17 protein-coding genes are annotated in these 18,601 nt (G+C 60.3%); 2 read left to right on the forward strand and 15 right to left on the reverse strand.

What is annotated here, in order from left to right:
• Positions 1-40 precede the first annotated feature (40 nt).
• Together ACSSVG_RS23120 and ACSSVG_RS23125 are read right to left on the reverse strand one after the other, a co-directional pair.
• On the reverse strand, positions 41-1,186 hold the full coding sequence (locus ACSSVG_RS23120) for a M24 family metallopeptidase (RefSeq protein ID WP_492416583.1): 1,146 nt from the start codon (positions 1,184-1,186) through the stop codon (positions 41-43).
• Between the two features lie 377 nt (positions 1,187-1,563).
• Complete coding sequence (locus ACSSVG_RS23125; RefSeq protein WP_492416584.1) at positions 1,564-2,391, reverse strand: crotonase/enoyl-CoA hydratase family protein; 828 nt, start codon at positions 2,389-2,391, stop codon at positions 1,564-1,566.
• Between the two features lie 172 nt (positions 2,392-2,563).
• Between ACSSVG_RS23125 and ACSSVG_RS23130 the strand changes: the two genes are divergently transcribed.
• The gene (locus tag ACSSVG_RS23130; protein WP_492416586.1) at positions 2,564-3,439 is read left to right on the forward strand and encodes an isocitrate lyase/PEP mutase family protein; all 876 of its coding nucleotides are present in this window, start codon (positions 2,564-2,566) and stop codon (positions 3,437-3,439) included.
• 53 nt (positions 3,440-3,492) lie between these two features.
• On the opposite strand, the gene ACSSVG_RS23135 is transcribed toward ACSSVG_RS23130, so the two are convergent.
• From ACSSVG_RS23135 to ACSSVG_RS23190, 12 genes are all read right to left on the reverse strand, one after another.
• Positions 3,493-4,308, reverse strand: coding sequence for an enoyl-CoA hydratase/isomerase family protein (locus ACSSVG_RS23135; RefSeq protein WP_492416588.1), 816 nt, complete (start codon positions 4,306-4,308; stop codon positions 3,493-3,495).
• Positions 4,309-4,553: 245 nt separating this feature from the next.
• The gene (locus ACSSVG_RS23140; RefSeq protein ID WP_492416590.1) at positions 4,554-6,176 is read right to left on the reverse strand and encodes an FAD-dependent monooxygenase; all 1,623 of its coding nucleotides are present in this window, start codon (positions 6,174-6,176) and stop codon (positions 4,554-4,556) included.
• On the reverse strand, positions 6,173-7,093 hold the full coding sequence (locus ACSSVG_RS23145) for an SDR family NAD(P)-dependent oxidoreductase (protein WP_492416592.1): 921 nt from the start codon (positions 7,091-7,093) through the stop codon (positions 6,173-6,175). The genes ACSSVG_RS23140 and ACSSVG_RS23145 overlap by 4 nt, the downstream gene beginning before the upstream one ends.
• Complete coding sequence (locus ACSSVG_RS23150) at positions 7,086-7,694, reverse strand: nuclear transport factor 2 family protein (RefSeq protein WP_492416594.1); 609 nt, start codon at positions 7,692-7,694, stop codon at positions 7,086-7,088. The genes ACSSVG_RS23145 and ACSSVG_RS23150 overlap by 8 nt, the downstream gene beginning before the upstream one ends.
• Positions 7,695-7,714: 20 nt before the next feature.
• A complete protein-coding gene (locus ACSSVG_RS23155) occupies positions 7,715-8,908 on the reverse strand; it encodes an acetyl-CoA C-acetyltransferase (protein WP_492416596.1) in 1,194 nt (397 codons plus the stop codon).
• Positions 8,909-8,949: 41 nt separating this feature from the next.
• On the reverse strand, positions 8,950-9,693 hold the full coding sequence (locus ACSSVG_RS23160) for an NADPH-dependent F420 reductase (protein WP_492416597.1): 744 nt from the start codon (positions 9,691-9,693) through the stop codon (positions 8,950-8,952).
• 68 nt (positions 9,694-9,761) lie between these two features.
• Entirely contained in the window at positions 9,762-10,685 is a 924-nt protein-coding gene (locus tag ACSSVG_RS23165) for an SDR family NAD(P)-dependent oxidoreductase (RefSeq protein WP_364304694.1), read from the reverse strand.
• Between the two features lie 66 nt (positions 10,686-10,751).
• A complete protein-coding gene (locus ACSSVG_RS23170; protein ID WP_492416599.1) occupies positions 10,752-11,510 on the reverse strand; it encodes an SDR family NAD(P)-dependent oxidoreductase in 759 nt (252 codons plus the stop codon).
• 17 nt (positions 11,511-11,527) lie between these two features.
• On the reverse strand, positions 11,528-12,478 hold the full coding sequence (locus tag ACSSVG_RS23175) for an isocitrate lyase/PEP mutase family protein (protein ID WP_492416601.1): 951 nt from the start codon (positions 12,476-12,478) through the stop codon (positions 11,528-11,530).
• The gene (locus tag ACSSVG_RS23180) at positions 12,475-12,999 is read right to left on the reverse strand and encodes a cupin domain-containing protein (RefSeq protein ID WP_492416603.1); all 525 of its coding nucleotides are present in this window, start codon (positions 12,997-12,999) and stop codon (positions 12,475-12,477) included. Before ACSSVG_RS23180 ends, ACSSVG_RS23175 begins: the two co-directional genes overlap by 4 nt.
• Before the next feature lie 32 nt (positions 13,000-13,031).
• A complete protein-coding gene (locus ACSSVG_RS23185) occupies positions 13,032-14,234 on the reverse strand; it encodes an LLM class flavin-dependent oxidoreductase (RefSeq protein WP_364304685.1) in 1,203 nt (400 codons plus the stop codon).
• A gap of 61 nt (positions 14,235-14,295) precedes the next feature.
• Entirely contained in the window at positions 14,296-14,826 is a 531-nt protein-coding gene (locus ACSSVG_RS23190; RefSeq protein WP_364304683.1) for a flavin reductase family protein, read from the reverse strand.
• A 265-nt stretch (positions 14,827-15,091) separates the two neighbouring features.
• On the opposite strand from ACSSVG_RS23190, the gene ACSSVG_RS23195 reads away from it, so the two are divergent.
• A complete protein-coding gene (locus ACSSVG_RS23195; protein WP_492416605.1) occupies positions 15,092-16,138 on the forward strand; it encodes an AraC family transcriptional regulator in 1,047 nt (348 codons plus the stop codon).
• Here ACSSVG_RS23195 and ACSSVG_RS23200 read toward each other — a convergent pair.
• Positions 16,135-17,928, reverse strand: coding sequence for a glycoside hydrolase family 15 protein (locus tag ACSSVG_RS23200; protein WP_492416607.1), 1,794 nt, complete (start codon positions 17,926-17,928; stop codon positions 16,135-16,137). The genes ACSSVG_RS23195 and ACSSVG_RS23200 overlap by 4 nt on opposite strands.
• Positions 17,929-18,601: the final 673 nt, after the last annotated feature.

Here is an 18,601-nt window from a genome sequence, read left to right on the forward strand (position 1 = left end):
GCAGCCTTCGCTGTGTCTCTTACTCCTTCGGGTGGGTTCGTCAGCCGGCGGTTTGGACCATGTCCAGGCGCGGATAGTGGTCAAGCAGTTCCGCCCCATTCGCCGTGACGACAACCAGGTTCTCAAGACGTACGCCTCCGACGCGGTGTTCCCCTTCGATGCCTTCGATGGCAATGACCATGCCTTCCCTGATCTCCTCAGGGTGGGCAAGGGACCACGATCGGGTAATGGTGGGCGGGTTGTAATGGATGGCCCGCGAGCCGGCGTTGACCAAGCCGATCCCATGCCCGAGTTCAATGCTGAAGCACTCCGCTTCGGACGGGAAACCAAGGTCCTCCGCGGGTGCAAGCACAGCGGCGACATCAGCAGTGCTCGCGCCCGGCTTCATGAGTGACATCGCCAGATCCAAGCGGTCCGTCAACTTCGTATAGGACGAGCGCTCGGCGGAAGTTGGTGCGCGACCGACGACGTACTGACGGTAGAGGCACGCCGTGTAACCCATGTAGGAAGTTCCGCACGTCAGCAGGTAAGCGAGATCGCCATGCTCCACAATGCGGTCTCCACCACTGATACCACGAGGGAACGACAACGGTCCGGAGAGTAGGCGGGCAGCTCCGACCTCGGCGCCGGCGTCTTCAATCGCGCGACGGGCCATCAGTGCGATCCCCGCCTGCTTGGTTCCGGGCCGCAAGGCTGCCCGCGTGGCTTCGAATCCTGCAGTGCTTAAGCTCGCCGCCATGGAGATGCACGAGATTTCATCAGCGGTCTTGATCGTGGAGCACTCGAGCAGCAGTGGGAGCCCAGGGATTGTTTCGATTCCCGCGTCGGCCAACGCATTCATACCGGGCTCATCGATTTCGCTGACGGCCAACTGCTCGCCAGTGAGTGAATGTGCTGCAAGTTCATCGCGAATCTGGGCTGCAAACACAGCCGAGAGCTCGGCGATGGCAGAAGCGGGCGCTACACCGCCAAGCCAGGAAATGGCTGGGCGCCAGTGCTTGATCCAAGGCGCTTGGTCCGGCATTTGTTGGAGTGATCCGGCAGGTGCGAACACCACGGGATCGTCATCTGCGAAAAACAGTGCATAACCGACCTGAAGGGAAAACTCTCCCCACCAGAAACCCGTCAAATATCGCACATTGTCCGCGCCCGTAAGGAGCAGCGCCGGTATACCCTTCGAACGCATTAATGCCCGCATTCGGTCTGCACGCTCCCGGCGCATCCGGTCGAGATCTACGCCTACGTGAAGTTCTGTACGAGCCGGTCCGAAGTGCAATTTCTGGTGATTTTCGGGCATCGCTTGCCTTGGCCTTTCGTGTTTGTGAACCGATGATGGCCCCGGGGCTCCCAGTGACGTCGCCCGCCACGATGCGTGCGAGTCTTCCAAAAGCCATGGCCACCCCGAAACAATCGGGAAAGTCCACCGGATCTCCATTGATGTCAATGCGGCGGCTTTACCACCGGTCTTCGTTCTGAAATAACGCTAAGAGCTGACGGCCTCTGGGTGACATGGCGGAGAACGCCAGATACCTAGGAATGCACGCCAGAGTATTTGGTCGATGTTCAGTCGACCGATTCACCCCGCGCGGGCGTCGCCCAGGCCGGATCACGCCGCTCCACGAAGGCAAGGGCACCCTCCCGCGCTTCCGGTCCGCTTCGCAGTGGAGCAACAATTTCTTCCTGAGCCGCGAAGCGCTCCTCCGAGGCCGCAAACCGCGACTCGGAAATGATGCGCTTGGCAGTTTTCAAGGCAACAGGACCATTGAGTTGGATTTTTCCTGCAAGCTCGAGCGCAGCGTCCAGCGCCTTACCGGGGTCCGTCACCCTGTTGACGAGACCCAGCTCAGCGAGGCGTGCCGCAGCAATCGGCTCCCCCAAAAGCGCCAGCTCCATCGCGATGTGATAGGGCAAACGGTCCGGTAGACGGAGCAGCCCGCCACCGGCAGCGATGAGTCCCCGCTTTACTTCGGGTAGGGCAAACGACGCCGCAGAACTTGCAATGATCAAATCGCATGCCAAGGCAAGCTCGAAGCCCCCCGCGTAGGCGTAACCTTCGACGGCGGCAAGGACGGGTTTCGTCGGCGGCCGTCGGGTGATGCCCGCGAACCCGCGTCCCTCAAGTACCGGGATTTCTCCCGCAGCGACCGATACAAGATCGGCCCCCGCCGAGAAGTAACCACCGGCGCCAGTGAGGATCGCGACACTGGCAGAATCATCGGCGTCAAAGGCATCGAACGCAGCCGCAAGCGCAATAGCGGTGGGTCGGTCGATGGCATTTCGCTTTTTCGGACGTGTGATTGTTATGACGCGGACTCCACCAGAGCCGGTGACGTGGACGGTTTGCTCACTGGTGTTGTTGTCTGCTCCCGCTTGGGGCTTGGTCTGTTGCATGGTTCATCCTTCTGTCTTACTGATGAGGAGAGCACCAAGGCTGACTCCATTGTCATTTTGCGCTATCACATTGTGAATATAACTCGCGTGATACGATAGTAACATTGCTGCGTCTTGCGAGGTATCTCTCTCGCCGTAGCTACAACTTTTTATGGAATGAAGGGAAATGCCCATGAAACCCGCGCAACGACTCAGGGAACTGCTCGCGGACTCCAAAATGATCATCGCGCCAGGAGCCTACGATGCGCTCTCGGCAAAGTTGGTTGAACAGGCCGGCTTCGATGTGGTCCTCATCGCCGGCGGAACATACTCAAACTTCCATTACGGCGTACCGGATAACGGCTTCATCTCCCAAGGCGAGCTCATCGAAGCCGGGAGGCGCATCACGGCCGCCACTGACCTTCCGCTCATTCTTGATTTCGACGATGCCGGAGGTTCACCGCTCCAAGCATTCCGCGGCGTCCAACTTGCAGAGCAAGCAGGTGTTGCAGCCCTGCTCGTCGAAGACATGATCCCTGCAACCAAGCACTTTTGGACGCCCAAGGACGGCGGAGAGCGCTGGAAGCCACAACTCAAACTCCGCAGCGTCGAGGAAATGAGCGACATCATCCGCGCTTGCGTCGAAGCCCGTACCAACCCGGACACCGTGATCGTTGCCCGCTCCGACTCGAGCCGCTTCGGCTTCGACAATCTCGCCGAACGCATGGCTGCCTATTCCACTGCCGGCGCAGACATGCTCTACCCCTGCGGCTACCCCCTTCTCGACCTGCCCAAGCTCTCCGCAGTCGTCCCGGGCAAATACGTTATGGTGACCGTGAAGAACCCCACCTTGGAGGAGCGCAAGGAACTCGAAGAAGCCGGCGTCAAGATGCTGCTGGTAATCAATACTGTGAACGGGGCAGTGGCAGGCTTCCGTGAAAACCTCTCGCTCCTGACGCGAGGAGAACTCCTCGAGGGCGAGGCACAAGGTGGCGCCTACGTCCCCATCATGGAAGCGATCGATGCCGCTGAATGGGCCCGCCGTGCCCGTCACTTCGGCTATTCCTAACAGGAACAGAAAGCGCCGACGACCCCTCAGGTCGTCGGCGCTTTCCCGTTGCATCAGACAGGCGTCTTGACACCAGCGGCCAATTCCGGGCCGGTAAGCGGACTCGGATTCCAGCCTTCACCCATGGCAACGAGACCCTCGGTCATCATGCCGTGACTGACTGCATCATTCATGGTCTTCTTGAGTTCATTAACCATCAGCATCCGCGTTGAGCGAAGCGTCAGCGTGGGCTTCGCGGCAAGCATCCGCGCGAGCTCGTACGCCCGGGTGACAACCTGGCCCTTAGGCACCACTTCATTCACGGCACCCCACTCGTACGCCTGCTGCGCGGTGATTTCCTGGCCCGTGAGGTGGAAGTACCGGCCACGGTTCAACCCGATGACCAACGGCCAGATGATCTGCATCCCGTCACCGGGAATGTTCCCCTGGGAGAAGTGCGCGTGATCGGCGAATACGGCGTCCTCGGAAGCGATGACGATGTCGCACAGCAGCGCCTGCTCATTGTGGTACCTCGCCGGCCCGTTAACTGCAGCAATCATCGGAACCTCGATGTCGAGGTGGCCGAGCACCAGGCGCTTGGCATCATGATGGAGACCAAGCCAGATCTCGGGTGTTACCCAGTTCTTGTTCTCAATCGGCGCTTCCTTATCAATGAAGGTGTCGCCTGCGCCGGTGATGATAACAACACGGTTTCCGCGGTCCCTGCTGATGTCATCCCAAAGGGAGGAAACGTTGTCATGTACGCCTACCCCCCAGACGACATCGCTGCCATCCGTATGGAACGTGACCAGCAGGATGCCATCTTCATCACGCTCCAGCTTGATGTGCTCGTACTTATCCTTGTAATCATCAAACGTTATCCACGCCATCGTGAATCTCCTCATTTCTGTGATCGATCTCTGAGTTGGGCTACAGAATGCTCAAGTGCAGCCACACTTGTTACTCTCGTAATATGAACCTTATACACACATGGTGCTAGTTCCAATAGATTTTCGCGGAAATCCGCATCGGTGGCAGTGCCCCGGCGGGGCGACGTTTTATCGGTCGCTCGGAGGCGGCAGATCGTGGTCCAGGTCGGACAAGACGTACCCCTTTCAGCAAATGGTTTGCCTCTTCACAGAGACAGAGAGCGTCCAATGTAGGCCAGCAGCGCCCGGTCCAGGGCACCCGAGTCGCTGCCGTCCAACCGTGCGAGCACGTGGCCGTCAGGGCGCACGAGGATGGCCTCATCATCGTGAACGTTGTACGCGGCCGCCCATGCCGACTCCGCATCGACAAAGTCACCGGAAGGGCCGAACGTTACCGCCCTGCACGGAATGCCATGGATTTCAGCGCGCTGCGCGGCCTCCTTTGCCGGCCCCGAACCGGATCGCGAAAGGATAACCAGTTCACGCCCGAACAGGTCCAGCGTCGAGACTGCGCCCTCGCCATCGAGCCATATGTGCGGGGCCCGCTCGCCCACAGCTGCAGTCGGGGTGAAGGCTCCTACCGGCCAGCCGGCGTCGGGAGTTGTGGTCCCGGCAACGGCACCCCGGTCGTAGCGGAATCCGATATCCAGTCCGGGGTGCACAAAATTCTCCGGCCGGAAGGATCGTGGGCCTTCATCAACGTTTCCGACGATCGATCGGAAGTTGCGGACGGCTTCTGCCATGTTGAACACAGCGACAGGCCGCCGCTCAACTTCGTAGGTCTCCAGCAGGCCGGGATCCGCCCATCCGTTGATGACGGCTGCCAACTTCCACGCAATGTTATGAACATCCTGGATACCGGTGTTCTGATTGAACCCTCCGTAAGGTGGCATCACATGGACAGCATCGCCTGCCAGGAAGATACGCCCGGACTGGTACTTATCGGCTACCCAGGCACCCACCGTCCACGTTCTGGCGTCCATCAGCTCCACTGACTCATGGGGATCGCCGATAGCGTCCAGGATCTGCGTCGTCCAGTCAATGTCCTCAAAAGGAACCCGGTCCATGACAAGCGGGCGGCCAAGCATCGCCACCCGATCAGTTGCGTCCACTGGAGCGATCACCACGGCCCCAATGGTGTCCGGGTTATCAAGGTAAATGAAGCTTGATGGATCGCCCGTGCGCCGCTGGATTAGGGGTGAACGGAACAACACGCTCACCGCCGTCTGCAGGTCCTGTTCACCCGTCGTCCCGATCCCCAGCGCAGTGCGCACCTGGCTGGCAGCGCCGTCGGCCGCGATCACGTACTTCGCCGCTACCTCCTGCAGGCCTGTGTCACCGAGTATGGACACCAGGACTTCTTCCCCGGTGTCGTTGACAGTCGATACCGTCTTGCCGAACTCCACCGCAACTGATTCCTGAGCCTGGGCCGCGTCAACGAGGATCGGCTCGAGCACGTCTTGGGAACACAGCACCACATCCAGAGTCTCAGGACCCAAACTGGTGTCCGCCGAATCGTTCGTATATGCATTGCTGGTGACAACGGAGCGCCACGGCGAAACGACGTCACTTCCCAGAAGGCGCCTTGGTCCGCCGGGAAGCGCGGCTGCCCGGACTTCTTCAGCGAGCCCAAGTTCGCGAAACACCTCCATGGTGCGGCAACTGACCGCCCTTGACCTGGGGTGCCGTGATCGCTCTGTTCGTCGTTCAACCACGAGGGTATCGACGCCGAACCGTCCCAAGAGGATCGCCGCCGAAAGCCCCACCGGGCCGGCTCCGATAATCACGACGTCGACACTTTGCTTCGCGGGTTCGTTTCGCTCGTTCACTGGCTGGCTCCTGCAAACTCTGTCAGTGCGGGATCGATGCTGCGGGAGTCCATGTACGTCAATTGGCCGCACGGCTGCATCCTGTCGCGCAGCACATCATCGAATGCCGCACTGACATCAAGGGGCGTCCATGTCTCACGGGTAAGTGCGGAGTCCACGATGGCGGGGTGCGAAAGCAGCATCAAGTCATGCCCGTTCGCAAAACGGACTACCTGACCGTTAACTCCCTTGCTGAGGTCAGAGAGGAGGTACAGCACCACAGGAGCATTAGTGGAAGGCGGCGGCGCCACAGGGTTGCCGCCGAAGAACTTTGTGTACGCCTCCGTCCCTGCAGTCATCATCGGGGTGTCAGCGTGAGGCGCCATGGCATTGACCCGAATGTTCCCGCCATCGGCGCCGAACTCAGTGGCCCAAGCGAACGTCAACGAAGCGATCGCCGCCTTCGCCGCCGCGTAAGCACTCATCATCCGGAGACCAGCCACAGCCCCCGAGGTCACATTGACGATTGATCCGCTGCCCTCCATTGCCGCGAGACCATGAACCGACATGAAGTAAGTACCACAGACGTTGATGTCGACATGGCGGCGAATGTGCTCCGCCGTCTCCTGGCCCGCAGTCACCGTCTCCAAATAACCGGCGTTGTTTACCAGCCCGTCCAACTTCCCGAAGCGTTCTACCGCGAGCGCGACAAGCCGTTGGCAGCTGTCCCAGTCAGTCACATCTGCCGCGATGGCCAGGGCTTCCCCGCCATCCCGATTGATTGACTCGGCGACTGCTTCGGCGCTTTCGGCGTTAATGTCGGAAACGACCACCCGGGCGCCTTCTGCGGCTGCTGCGCGAGCGTAAGCCTCGCCGAGGCCGCGTCCGGCGCCGGTAATGAGAATATGCTTCCCAGCGAGAATCTGATCGCTAGTCATAAGGATGCTCCTTTGCATTCATGGTTTTGACTGGGGGTGCTGTGCCCCAGTCAGGGGCGTAGATCGGGTCATGGGGATATCGGTTGCCGAAGTTGGATGTGGGCGGGATTCCGAACAGCTCTGCTGGGTCGGCTTCTGCAGCGAGTCTTTGCGCCCCGTCCCAGACGCACGTCCTTGCAAGCACCTTCCACTCCCCTTGGCGCCGTTCGCATAGATCCCGGTAGCGGCCAAAGAGCAGGTCTGTAGGGCCGCCGTCGGTTGGAACGGTGCGGTAGATGAACGCTGTTTCACGTTTGGCTTGGTTGCCGTTGAGGTCGATGAGGATGTTGGTCACGTAGTGGCTGGCCTTGTGCGAGGAGCCCTGGCGCAGGGAATAGGCCCAGTCGCAGAATTCGTGGGAAAGACCTACATACATGCCGTGATCCTCGGTCGACTCTGGCCAGTAGGTGGATTTCATCAGGTCAAGATCCTTGCGGTCCATGCCCCGGCAGTAGCGGATCATGTTCTCGTCTAACGCCTGTTTGGCAACGAGGACATGCAGTTGCCCCGTTTCGGCGGTCCAGTCCGCGTTGTTGCCGATGTGCGACGAAGCCTCTTTCATGGCTCCAGTGCTCCCGTCAGCTACCGGGCCAGGGAGAGGAGCAGCGCTTCGCCCTGCCCGCCTCCCCCGCACAAGGCCACGGCGGTCTTGCCCCCGCCGCGGCGCTGGAGTTCGTACACGGCCGAGACGACGACGCGTGCCCCGGAGGCGCCGATGGGGTGTCCCAGGGCGATGGCGCCACCATTGACGTTGACCCGGTCCATGCCAAGTCCCAGCTGCGCTGCGGAGTGGATTGCAACGGAGGCGAATGCTTCGTTGATTTCAACGAAGTCCAACTGGTCCACCCGCCATCCTGCGGTGCTGAGCGCTTTGGTAATGGCTCGGGCTGGTTTGTCCGGCAGCGAGGTGTCCGGACCTGCCGTTTGTCCACAGGCCCCAAGTGCGGCGAGGATCTTTAGGCCGCGCTCCTCCGCGTAGCTGCGGGTAGTGAGGACGACGGCGGCAGCGCCGTCAGTGAGCGGGGAGGCGTTGCCGGCGGTTATGGTTCCTGTCGGTGAGAAGGCCGGCCGAAGCTTACTCAATGATTCTTCGCTGGTGTCTGGACGGATGCCCTCGTCTTTGTTGACGGATTCGGCCGGTCCCCGACGTTGCGGCACCTTGACCGGAGCAATTTCCGCGTCAAAATTCCCTGCATCCCGCGCCGCTGCCGCCCGGCGGTGAGAGTCTGCAGCGGCCCTGTCCTGCTGGGCTCGCTTCACGCCCAACATGGCATTGGCGCGATCAGTGTTGATGCCCATTGACTCCTGATCGAAGGCATCGGTGAGCCCGTCGTGGGCAACCGAGTCTGTCAGTACGGTGTCCCCGTATAGGTGCCCTGCGCGTGAACCGGCAAGCAGATGTGGAGCGTTGCTCATTGATTCCTGTCCGCCCGCGATGACCACTTCCGCTTCTCCAAGTTGGAGCAGCCGGCTGGCTTCGATGATCGCGCTCAGCCCGGACAGGCAGACCTTATTGACGGTGACAGCATGTGCCCCGAGCGGTATTCCCCCGGCGACAGCGGCCTGACGTGCAGGGTTCTGGCCGGCCCCGGCTTGGATTACCTGACCCATGACAACAGCGTCGACAGATTCAGGGTATACGCCTGCCCTATCCAAGGCAGCTTCGATTGCGGCGCCGCCCAGCTCGACGGCAGATACCGTGGCGAGCTGGCCCATCAACCTGCCTTGGGGAGTCCTGGCAGCCCCCACGATGACGATATCTTCCTTGCGGTTCACTTCTGCTCCTTGACCTGCGGCAACTGCGGGTTGTCGCAGTCTTAGCTGTAGATGGCTCTGTTGAGCCGGACAAGGTAGTGGAGACTGACGTCCGTGTAGCTCGGGAAGCGCTCGGTAAGGGCCGTAACCACGATGTCGCGTCGCTGCGGGAGTCGATCCTTCTCAGCTTCAGCAAGGGCCTCGCGTAGTTTCCGGCCTGAGAGATCGGTGCAATAGGCAGGCGCTCCGGGTTGCTGGCGCCAAGAGTCCGCCAAGGAACCGGCATCGAAGCCCTCGAAACCGGTCTCCTCCACAAGGGCCATTGCTACTGATTTGTCCTGGTCACGATCCGCGGCCACAGGGATGGCGATCCTGTCCGGATGGCCACCTTCTCTTCCATAGGCTTCGAAGGACCCGGCCGTGATGGCATTCCAGGCTTTGGCAACGGGGCGCCCAAGCTGTTCGGTGATCCAGACGCTTTCCACCTTCCCGGTTTCCAAGGCTTCCACGCGCCCGTCACGCAGGGGGTAGTAGTTGGACGTATCGACGATGACGGCGTTCGCTGGGAGGTCGGCGATGAGTTCTCTGACCTCGGGCATCCTGCTCAGCGGTATGGACGTGATCAGGACGTCGACGTCGGTGGCCACGTCCTTTGCTTCTACCGGCCGGGCTCCCGCTGCCACAATATGTGGACCGATGGTTTCAGGGCCGCGTGAGTTGGCTACCCTTACATCGTGGCCGGCCCCGCTCAGTTTGCGGGCGAGTGTTGCCCCTATTGATCCTGCTCCTAGAATGCCGATCTTCATGAGAATCCTTAATAGGTTGTGAGGTTGGCGTGGTTGATCTTGTTGCTGTATGGACTTTGATGCGATGGTTACCTCGACACGTCCGCTGCGTCGGCGGGAAGTACGGCGTCCAGTTCGGGTGCCAAATAGACCATTTGGTCTCGGAAAGACTCGCTGGCGTTGCGAAATGCCCGCAGCTCGCCGTCCTTCATGAGCGTCTCACCACTGTCGGCCCAGCTCTCTGGCGTTGGCACCTCGACTTTCATGCGCGGCATGCCCGCGATCGCCACCCGCCCGGCCGCCACACCGGCGATCTCAAAGGTTTCGCCGAAAACTGTCGTGTCCTGGTGTGCGAGCCACGTCACGAAAGCTGACACCGAGCTCGCCGGAACAGCGGTGCGCATGGCGTCCTTGATAACGGGATTGGGGAACGCGTCCTCGGTCATGGGAGTCAAGGCAACGGGCATCAGGGTGGTGACCTGAACTCCCACCTCGCGAGCCTCGGCCGCGAGGGTGATACCGAGACCCCAGATCGCGGCCTTGGCCGCGTTGTAGGCAGAGTCAGTCGGAACACCCATGACCCCGTTTGAGGAGATATTGATCAGACGGCCGCTGCCGGAGGCGATGAGGTGCGGCATGGCTGCACGCGAGACACCAACGACGCCCTTGACGGCCACGTCGAAGATGCGCCACCATGTGTCGGCTTCCATCTCCCAGAAACGACCGAAGGCGTTGATTCCGGCGTTGTTCACAACGATGTCAAGCTGCCCATAGGAATCCAGGGCTGTTTGGACGATGTCCGATGAAGCAGAGACGACGTTGTGGCTGTCAGCCACGGCGGTGCCGCCTGCCTCGGTTATCTCAGCTACGGCCTGGGCCGCGTTCTCCGCATTGACGTCGTTGACCACCACGCGTGCCCCTCGGGAAGCGAGCATTTTCGCGTGTTCGCGGCCCATTCCCTGCCCTGCGCCGGTGACTATTGCCACGCGGCCATTGAAATCAAGATTGTTCATTTCGATCACTCCATGTCTCCGACAATCAGGTAGGCCCTGCCTGTTACTTTCCGGGTTCGTAGCGGCTTACTTTCCAGCCAGCCAGCCGCCATCCACGGCCAGGCATATTCCGCTGACCATGCGGGCTTGATCGGAGCAGAGCCACACCACCGCATCTGCCTGATCCTCGGGTTCGGCCAAGGCGCGCAATGGAATCGCCGCCAGAATGCTCTCCCGAAATTCCGGAGGGTTCTGTTCGAAGGCGTTCTTCATCATTGGACTTGTCGTTGACCCTGGCGTGAGGGCGTTGATGCGGATGCCCAAGGGACCGTAGTCCATGGCCGCGTTCCTCGTCATGCCGACCACGCCGAATTTCGAGGCGGTGTAGGGCGCGTTGTTCGCGATTCCGATCAGGCCGGCGGCCGAGGCTGTGTTGACAATTGCGCCGCCTCCGGTCTTCAGCATCGAGTTTATTTCGTGCTTCAGGCAGTAGAAGGTGCTGTACAAGTTCACCTTCATGACCCGATCCCAGGTCGCGCTGTCAGTCTCGCCAATGGGTGCGAAGACGCCGTTCATTCCGGCGTTGTTGAAAGCGAAGTCCAGCTTGCCAAAGCTTGATACGGTCGCGTCGACAAGGCCCTTGACGTGTTCCTCTTCGCTGACGTCGCACTTGAAGAAGTCAGCTTCACCACCGGATTCCGTGATGAGCTCGACCGTTTCACGTCCCGCGTTCTCATCAATATCGGACACCATGACGCGCGCGCCATTCTTTGCGAACGCCAGAGCACTCGCCCGGCCAATGCCTGAGCCCGCTCCTGTGACGAGTCCGGCTTTGTCCTCCAACATCAGTCTCTCCTTGTTCATTAGTAGCTCTCCCCTACGTGGACGTTGTTGTCGTAGTCCCTCCGCGATTCCTGGGGAATGAACCTGTCCTCGGTTTCACGGACGTAGTCGGTGGAGGGACGGCCGAACATTGCGCCCCAGCCGATGCTGTCGGGGCCGTCGTTCAGGCTGTCGATGTAATCGCCTATTGGTGTGGCTTCGCCCGACTCTTTGACCTGCATGAGGAGGTTCCAGACTTCCTTGATGCCCGGGAGCACGAAGGGAATGGGCTGGATGGCCTGTCCGATCGCGGTCATCTCGGCGACGGTCTTGCGTCCGATCATCGGAACTCCGATGGCGTAGGCAGGTCCGGGTGTCTCCTTCAGGGCGAGTTCGGCCTGCTCCCAGGTATGAAACCCTTCGTAGAAGATGACGTCAGCGCCGGTCTCTGCTTTATAGAGCTGCCCGCGGCGGATTGCCTCGTCGACGCCACCGCCGGCGGCACCGTAGCCGTCTGTGCGGGCGACGATGACAAAGTCTTTGTCGAACTTGTCGCGGGCGTCGACGGCGGCGTTCAGTCGTCCGATCGCCTCAGCATCGGACACCAGTTCGATACCGGCTACGCCACCTGACTTTTTCGGTTCCCGCTGGTCCTCGATGTGAATTCCGGCAACCCCGGCATCGATGAACTCCGACACGGTGCGCTGAACGTTGATGGGCGCACCGAAACCGGTATCGGCATCACAGTAAATGGGAATGTCAGCGGCGCGGGCAGTTCGCTTCGCATGGTCCACCACCTCTGTCAGGGTAAGCCAACCGGTGTCCGACACTCCTTGCCACCAGGCAGACATGCCACCGGAAAGCTGAAATGCGTCGAAGCCGGCGTGCTGGGCCATCTGGGCGTGGATCGGCAGGGCGCCGAACGGCATCAGGGCCGTCTCAGGGCTCTCGAAGACTGCCTGCAGTGCCTTGCCAGGTGAGGTCAGGCTCATGATGGGACCTCTTGGGTGTTGAAACCGACCGTGACGACAACGTAGACACAATCCTCGTCATAGGGGTTCTTCCACGCATGGGGAACGCCCGCCATGACGAGCAAGTCGCCCGGAACCAGTGTGCGTTTCTTGCCACCGGGGAGTACGAGGTCCACCTTTCCCGAAATAACTACCTCGTAGTCGATAGTGTCACTGGCGTGCATGCCGGCGTCGCCGTCGTCCTCGGTAGCGCTCATGCTGTCGTCGAGCGTCGACGCGTCCACTTCTCCAGACGAGTGCGCTGGAAAGCTGCTGACACCGAAGGTGGACCCGTTGGGCCCTGCAAGGGCGACCTTGCTGGGCGGGGCACCAATGTTGGTCTTGCTGTGGCCCCCGTCCACTGCCCAGTAAAAGGCACCGGCTGCCACGCCGGGGAACTCGAACTCGGCGGCCGGGCCGACGTCGAGGAAGTCGGCTTCGCCGGACTCGTTCGGCCCTGCGACGATAAGTTGGAATTTCTTGGGATCAGGAAAAGTCGTCACTGTTCACTCCTTGATGGATGAATGCTTCGTGGTCAGGCGCGCATGCCGGCTTCGCGCATCAGCGGGAAGATCTGCTCGTTGAGCCGATCGAGTCCCTCGTCATAGTCAACGAGGCCGGTGCAGATGCCCGTGATGCCCGAGGCCTGCAACTTCTGCAATTCCTCAACCACCATTTCCGGCGTACCGGTGATCGGCATGAGTGCTGCGCGGCCAAAGGCCTGCACCGACTCGTCGTGCTTGTAGTCCTCGGACTGCTTGTACTCATCCCAGTTGAAGCTCTGCGTGCCGTTGCGGATGATCTCGCGATAGCGAAGCGCGCTTTCCCAGTCGGTGCTCTGCGTCACGTAGTCCGCGTAGGCGCGTGCTTCCTTCTCGGTGTCCTTGACGATGATGTGCGCGCCGGCCCACAGGCCCAGGTCCTCGCGACCGGCCGCATCGGCTTTCTGCCGCAGCTTCGGCGTGAGCTCGCCGCTGTGCTCGACGGTCGCAACCGACGCGAACAGGACGTTTGCGTGCTTGAATGCGAACTCTTGCCCTGCGGGACTCGAACCGGCACTCATCACCATCGGACGCGGCGACTGTACCGGCTTAGGATGCGCCTGCGCGCCCTTGAGGTTGAAGAACTGGCCGTCGAAGTCGAACTCCTGCTCCTCGTTCGCCCACAGCCGCTCCGCGATCTCGACCCATTCGTCGGCGAGTTCGTAACGAACGTCGTGCTCGGGAAGCTCAACACCGAAGATGTCGTACTCGGGCTTGAAGTAGCCTGCTGTGACATTTAGTCCCATGCGGCCACCGCTGATGTGGTCGATGGTGGTCACCATCTTGGCGCCAAGTACCGGGTTGATGAACTGCACGTTGCACGTGGCGATGATCTGAATGTTCTGCGTTACAGCGGCGATTCCCGCCGCCCAGGTAAACGTCTCGAACTGACGCCCCCAGGGACGGTCGGGACCAGCGAGCCCCTGCCAGCGTGCGATGGGGATGAAGCCGTCTACGCCGTACCGGTCGGCCTTTTGCGCGAGATGCTGCACTTCGCCCCAGTTGCCAAGCTTGATGGAGTTCTCGGCGAAGTTCAGGCCGCCTTGCCCGGTGGAAACGTTCGCCCCAAAAATGGCCACCTTGAAGGCGTTGTCACCCCCGACCATGGGGCCCTTGTCACGCTCTACCGTGTAGTCCGCAACGAAGTCGCGATCGAAGGTGTTTTCGGTGGCAGATTCATTCGTAACGATGCTCATGATTGCCGTCCTTTCAGGAAGTTATAAGGATGTGGAAAGAAGTGGTCTCGATAGGGGCTGTTTAGATCAGCGAGGCTTCGCCAAGTGCATGCCAGGCGCGATTGTGATAAACGAGCGGCGTTCCCGGCTCGGCATCGCCAGAGAGCGCCGGCGACGCCTCGAGGGCCTCAATCGCCACAATGGTTGATCCGCCGGCGTTCATTGAGTTGACGATCCTGCCCCGGATCCAGGACCCCGCCTGGACGAAGTATGGTTCCCCGGTCTCGAGACGGGACCAGAGCGAGGTATCCGCAAACCGGTCGATTCCGCTGGTCGCACATAGTTTTGCGATGCCCACCTGCTCAGCGCTGAGAAAATGCACGACGACAGTATCGGCGCTGAGGATAGTCGGGGTGCTGGACGAGAATTCCGAGACCGAGAACGCCAGAATCGCTGGTTCGGCACTGGCCGAAATGACCGACGTTGCCGTCAAGCCAACCGGCCCATTGCCGGCATCTGCAGTGATGACAGCGACGCCACCGGGATGGTTGCGGAATGCCGCCTTGAATTCGTCTGCAGTGATTGCAGCTTCCAAGCTTTGAGTGATGGACATACTCACCGGATCTCCTTTGATATCAGTGCACCGGCTTCACTGCCGGCCCTTGCTCAGGGCTTCAACGTTAGGTGTCTCCACGAGGCAGGCGGCATGGAAAGAGATGCCAAACAGATGGGAAACCGCGTCAGCCGCGGCCTCTTGTGAAGACATGGCGTGGGATGCAAAGCTGGTGACGTGCTTCACATGCTGGGCCACTCCGACTCATTGCCCTGGACCCTGAAAACCGGAAGCGCCTCTTCGTCAACGGTGAAAGGGGGCAGCAGTGAAACTTAGCTCTTACCAGAATCTGCGACTACCCAACTTCAGCGTTCACGGACTCTGTGCCGTGTTGAAGGACGCGGATCTTGATTGGCAAACTGCGCTGACCAACGCGGAAATAGATCCTGACGCAATCGACCGTCCTGGAGGCACTATTCCCGCAAAGAAGGAACTGGCCTTCCAGCTTCAGTTTGTGGCTCTCACAAAGGATCGTGTCGAACTCTGGGTCAAGGCAGCACAGGCTTACACGCTGGGGTCCTTCGGGATTCGCGGATTGGCCCTCGCTACCGCACCGACCATTGCTGCGTGGGTGGAGGCCGGCAGCTCAACAGACTATGCACCCGGCCTGATGGAAATTTCGCCTCTCCGGACTTCGGACGGCTCCATAACAGGCATGGAATTCACCTATCCCGACACCCCCGAGGAGCTGGTCCCGTTCAGCGTCTACCGGGATTTCTGCGTCATTGCCAGAACTTTCACGTGGATGTACGGCAGCCCATTTCCGTTTACCCACGTCGAGTTCCCACTCGCGGAAGCTTCCCCTGAAGCTATTGCCTTGGTCCCGTGCGACATCGACTGCGGATCTGATGCACTACGGCTTTGGTGGACCCCAGCAACCTCGGCACACGAGCTCCCTTTCGGTAACGCCTTCCAACACGAAGCATGGCTCAAAGCGGATCACCAGATTCTTGACGATCTCAGGGCAACCGGCGACTGGCCCGACACCGTCATGAAGATCATCAGGACCGCGCCCGAACTCAACCGCAAACTCGCAAATGTGGCCGCAACACTGCGGGTCTCCCCCCGCACCTTGCAACGCAAGCTGGAACTGACCGGCGATGACTTTGCTCAGCTCCGGGACAAAGCGCTCCGCGACCTCGCCGCCGATCTTCTCTCCAAAACAGATCACTCGGTAGCGCGGATATCCCGCACTCTTGGATACACGGACCCTACGAGCTTCACCATCGCGTTCAAGCGGTGGAATGGGATGCCACCAACGGCCTACAGGGAAGCGTCCCGCTATGCGGACAAGGAAAAAACCGGGGCTTAGATGCCCTGACTGTGCATCGCGTCAGCGGCACGTATCAGGGCAAGATGGGAGAAGGCTTGTGGAAAGTTTCCTGCCATCCGTTTCTCGTCCATGGAATATTCTTCGCTCAGCAGGCCGAGGTCATTGCAAAGACCTACCAGGGCATCCATAAGATTCTCGGCGTCGGCCCGCCGGCGGGAACGCGCGTACTGTTCCACCAGCCAAAAGGAGCAGGCGAGGAATGGATGTTCACCAGGAGCCAACCCGTCGACGCCGGTCTCGGTGCGGTATCGCATCAGCAGCCCCTCAGAGGTGAGCAGCTCCTTTTCCAACCGAGCGACCGTTCCCAGCATCCGTCTATCGTCATAGGCGAGAAAGCCGACCTGTGGCAAGACCAGCAAGGCAGCGTCCGTCTGCTCCCCGCCGTACGTTTGAGTGAAGGAATTCAAATCCCGGTTGAATCCCCGTTCCATGATTTCTGCGGCCAGTCGATCCCGGTGCCGTTCCCAATGCCCGAGCGGCCCAGTCAGTCCGTGGTCTCGGACGGCCCGTACGCCGCTGTCATAGGCTGCCCACATCATGACCCGGGAGTGCGTGAAGTACTGGGGAGCGCCTCGCATTTCCCACAATCCCAAGTCTTTCTCCTCGAAGTGTTTGTCCACTGACCCAAGGAGTGCACGCTGCAGAGCCCAGGAGAAATGATCTTCCTTGCCCCCGGCGAGGCGAAGTCTCTCCAGTACCACCATCACCTCCCCCACAACATCGGCCTGATGCTGGAAGACTGCTGCGTTGCCGATTCGAACGGGTCGGGCATCCTGATAACCGGGGAGGTGCAGGAGTTCCCTTTCCGTCAGGTCGCGTTCGCCCCCTACGCCGTACATTATTTGCAAATCTTCCGGATCACCCGCCAGCGCACGCAGAAGCCAGTTGCGCCACTTCAGGGCTTCGGATTCGTAGCCGTGCGTCAACATCGCCTCGAGTGTCAAGGATGCATCGCGCAGCCAACAGTAGCGGTAGTCCCAGTTTCGTGGTCCGCCAAACTCTTCTGGCAGGGAAGTGGTAGGGGCGGCGACAATGCCTCCGGTCTCATAGTGGGTCAAAGCACGTAAGACCAGGAGTGAACGCTTGACTGCTCTCTGATGGGGGCCGTCGTAGCGGCAGTTGGCGGCCCACGTGGTCCAGTAGAGAATGGTGTCGTCCAGGGATTCATCTATGTCGATGGCTGGCGGCACGTCCTGGTAGGAGTGGAACCATGTCAGGTGGAAGTCGACATTCTGCCCCTGTTGAACGGTGAACTCCCCCGCATGGCGGTGGTCTTCGGCTTGCGGAAGGCAGGTGCCCCGCAAAGATAGAGCATCCGGACCGGACATGGCGAGAAGTATTTGTGCGGAGGCGTCAATGCTGTCGCGGATCCTGCTTACCCAAGGGAGGACGGTGGCATACTGAGGCCGGATTCGTATCTCTTGATGCATAGAGACTGTTCCGCGGAGTCCGGTTACTCGCCGGACGAGTGATGGATGGACGCCACCTACCGGCATAAAGTCCGTCACCAGGACCTTTCCGGAATTGGTCTGCCACGTTGTCTGGAGTACGAATGTCGAGTCCACATAGCGACGATCCACGACGACGGCCTCCGCCGGGCTCGGTGCTAACAGCCACCGGCCGTGGTCTTCTTGGCCGAGCAGGGATGCAAAGACCGAGGGCGAGTCGAAACGCGGGAAGCAGAGCCAGTCGACACTGCCGTGGCGGGAAATAAGGGGTCCGGTGTGGAGATCCGAAAGCAGCGCATAGTCCTCAATCGGGGCAGCCATGCTTCACTCAATCACAAGATGAACGATCCCCATAGACCTTGCAGCTTTAGCTTCGAAGGCGCCGTCAGTTACCGCGCTTGGGAGCTTCGCTGACTTGGTTTGCAAACAAAGAACTGGGGCTGTGCGACGGGTGCAAATGGAACGATCAGCCACTGGTTGCCGTAGAGCTCCACGTAGCTGTCAGCAGGGCAGAATTTGAAGGCTTCTTCGCGTGTCATCGCGTTCCTCTCCTTTGTTGGATTGTTCGGCTCCACTGCGGAGCCTTGGTTGGTTTCAACGTTAAGAGCCTGCGGCGTTGGGCCGGCATGACAGGCAACGCCAAGTAGATGGGAAACTGCGCCAAACGTGGCAGCTTGTCTATTGACTGCCACTGGAGGTGCAAAGCTACTGACGTGACTTCACGAGGCTTCTTGTACTCGGATTATCCGAAACGCATTCGAGCAGGAGCCCGTCCCTCCACAAAGACGAGGAGAACGATGCATCTCGGAACCGCTCCTGAACGTACTGAAACGCGCCAGCCTGCCCGCGGCAGGGGGTGGGAACGGTGAAAGGAGGAACGTATCAAACCCTGCGGGTACCAAACTTTAGCGTTCACATACTGCGTGGACTGCTGGAGGACGCAAACCTGGATTGGCAATCCGCCTTGGCGAATGCAGAAATAGACCCTGACGCT

Source organism: Paenarthrobacter sp. E2MeOHC11, from assembly GCF_058744955.1.

Coding starts and splice junctions, on each gene's coding strand:
- ACSSVG_RS23120 (WP_492416583.1), bottom strand. CDS start 1,186: ATGCGTTCGAAGGGTATACCGGCGCTGCTCCTTACGGGCGCGGACAAT.
- ACSSVG_RS23125 (WP_492416584.1), bottom strand. CDS start 2,391: ATGCAACAGACCAAGCCCCAAGCGGGAGCAGACAACAACACCAGTGAG.
- ACSSVG_RS23130 (WP_492416586.1), top strand. CDS start 2,564: ATGAAACCCGCGCAACGACTCAGGGAACTGCTCGCGGACTCCAAAATG.
- ACSSVG_RS23135 (WP_492416588.1), bottom strand. CDS start 4,308: ATGGCGTGGATAACGTTTGATGATTACAAGGATAAGTACGAGCACATC.
- ACSSVG_RS23145 (WP_492416592.1), bottom strand. CDS start 7,093: ATGACTAGCGATCAGATTCTCGCTGGGAAGCATATTCTCATTACCGGC.
- ACSSVG_RS23150 (WP_492416594.1), bottom strand. CDS start 7,694: ATGAAAGAGGCTTCGTCGCACATCGGCAACAACGCGGACTGGACCGCC.
- ACSSVG_RS23160 (WP_492416597.1), bottom strand. CDS start 9,693: ATGAAGATCGGCATTCTAGGAGCAGGATCAATAGGGGCAACACTCGCC.
- ACSSVG_RS23165 (WP_364304694.1), bottom strand. CDS start 10,685: ATGAACAATCTTGATTTCAATGGCCGCGTGGCAATAGTCACCGGCGCA.
- ACSSVG_RS23170 (WP_492416599.1), bottom strand. CDS start 11,510: ATGTTGGAGGACAAAGCCGGACTCGTCACAGGAGCGGGCTCAGGCATT.
- ACSSVG_RS23175 (WP_492416601.1), bottom strand. CDS start 12,478: ATGAGCCTGACCTCACCTGGCAAGGCACTGCAGGCAGTCTTCGAGAGC.
- ACSSVG_RS23185 (WP_364304685.1), bottom strand. CDS start 14,234: ATGAGCATCGTTACGAATGAATCTGCCACCGAAAACACCTTCGATCGC.
- ACSSVG_RS23190 (WP_364304683.1), bottom strand. CDS start 14,826: ATGTCCATCACTCAAAGCTTGGAAGCTGCAATCACTGCAGACGAATTC.
- ACSSVG_RS23200 (WP_492416607.1), bottom strand. CDS start 17,928: ATGGCTGCCCCGATTGAGGACTATGCGCTGCTTTCGGATCTCCACACC.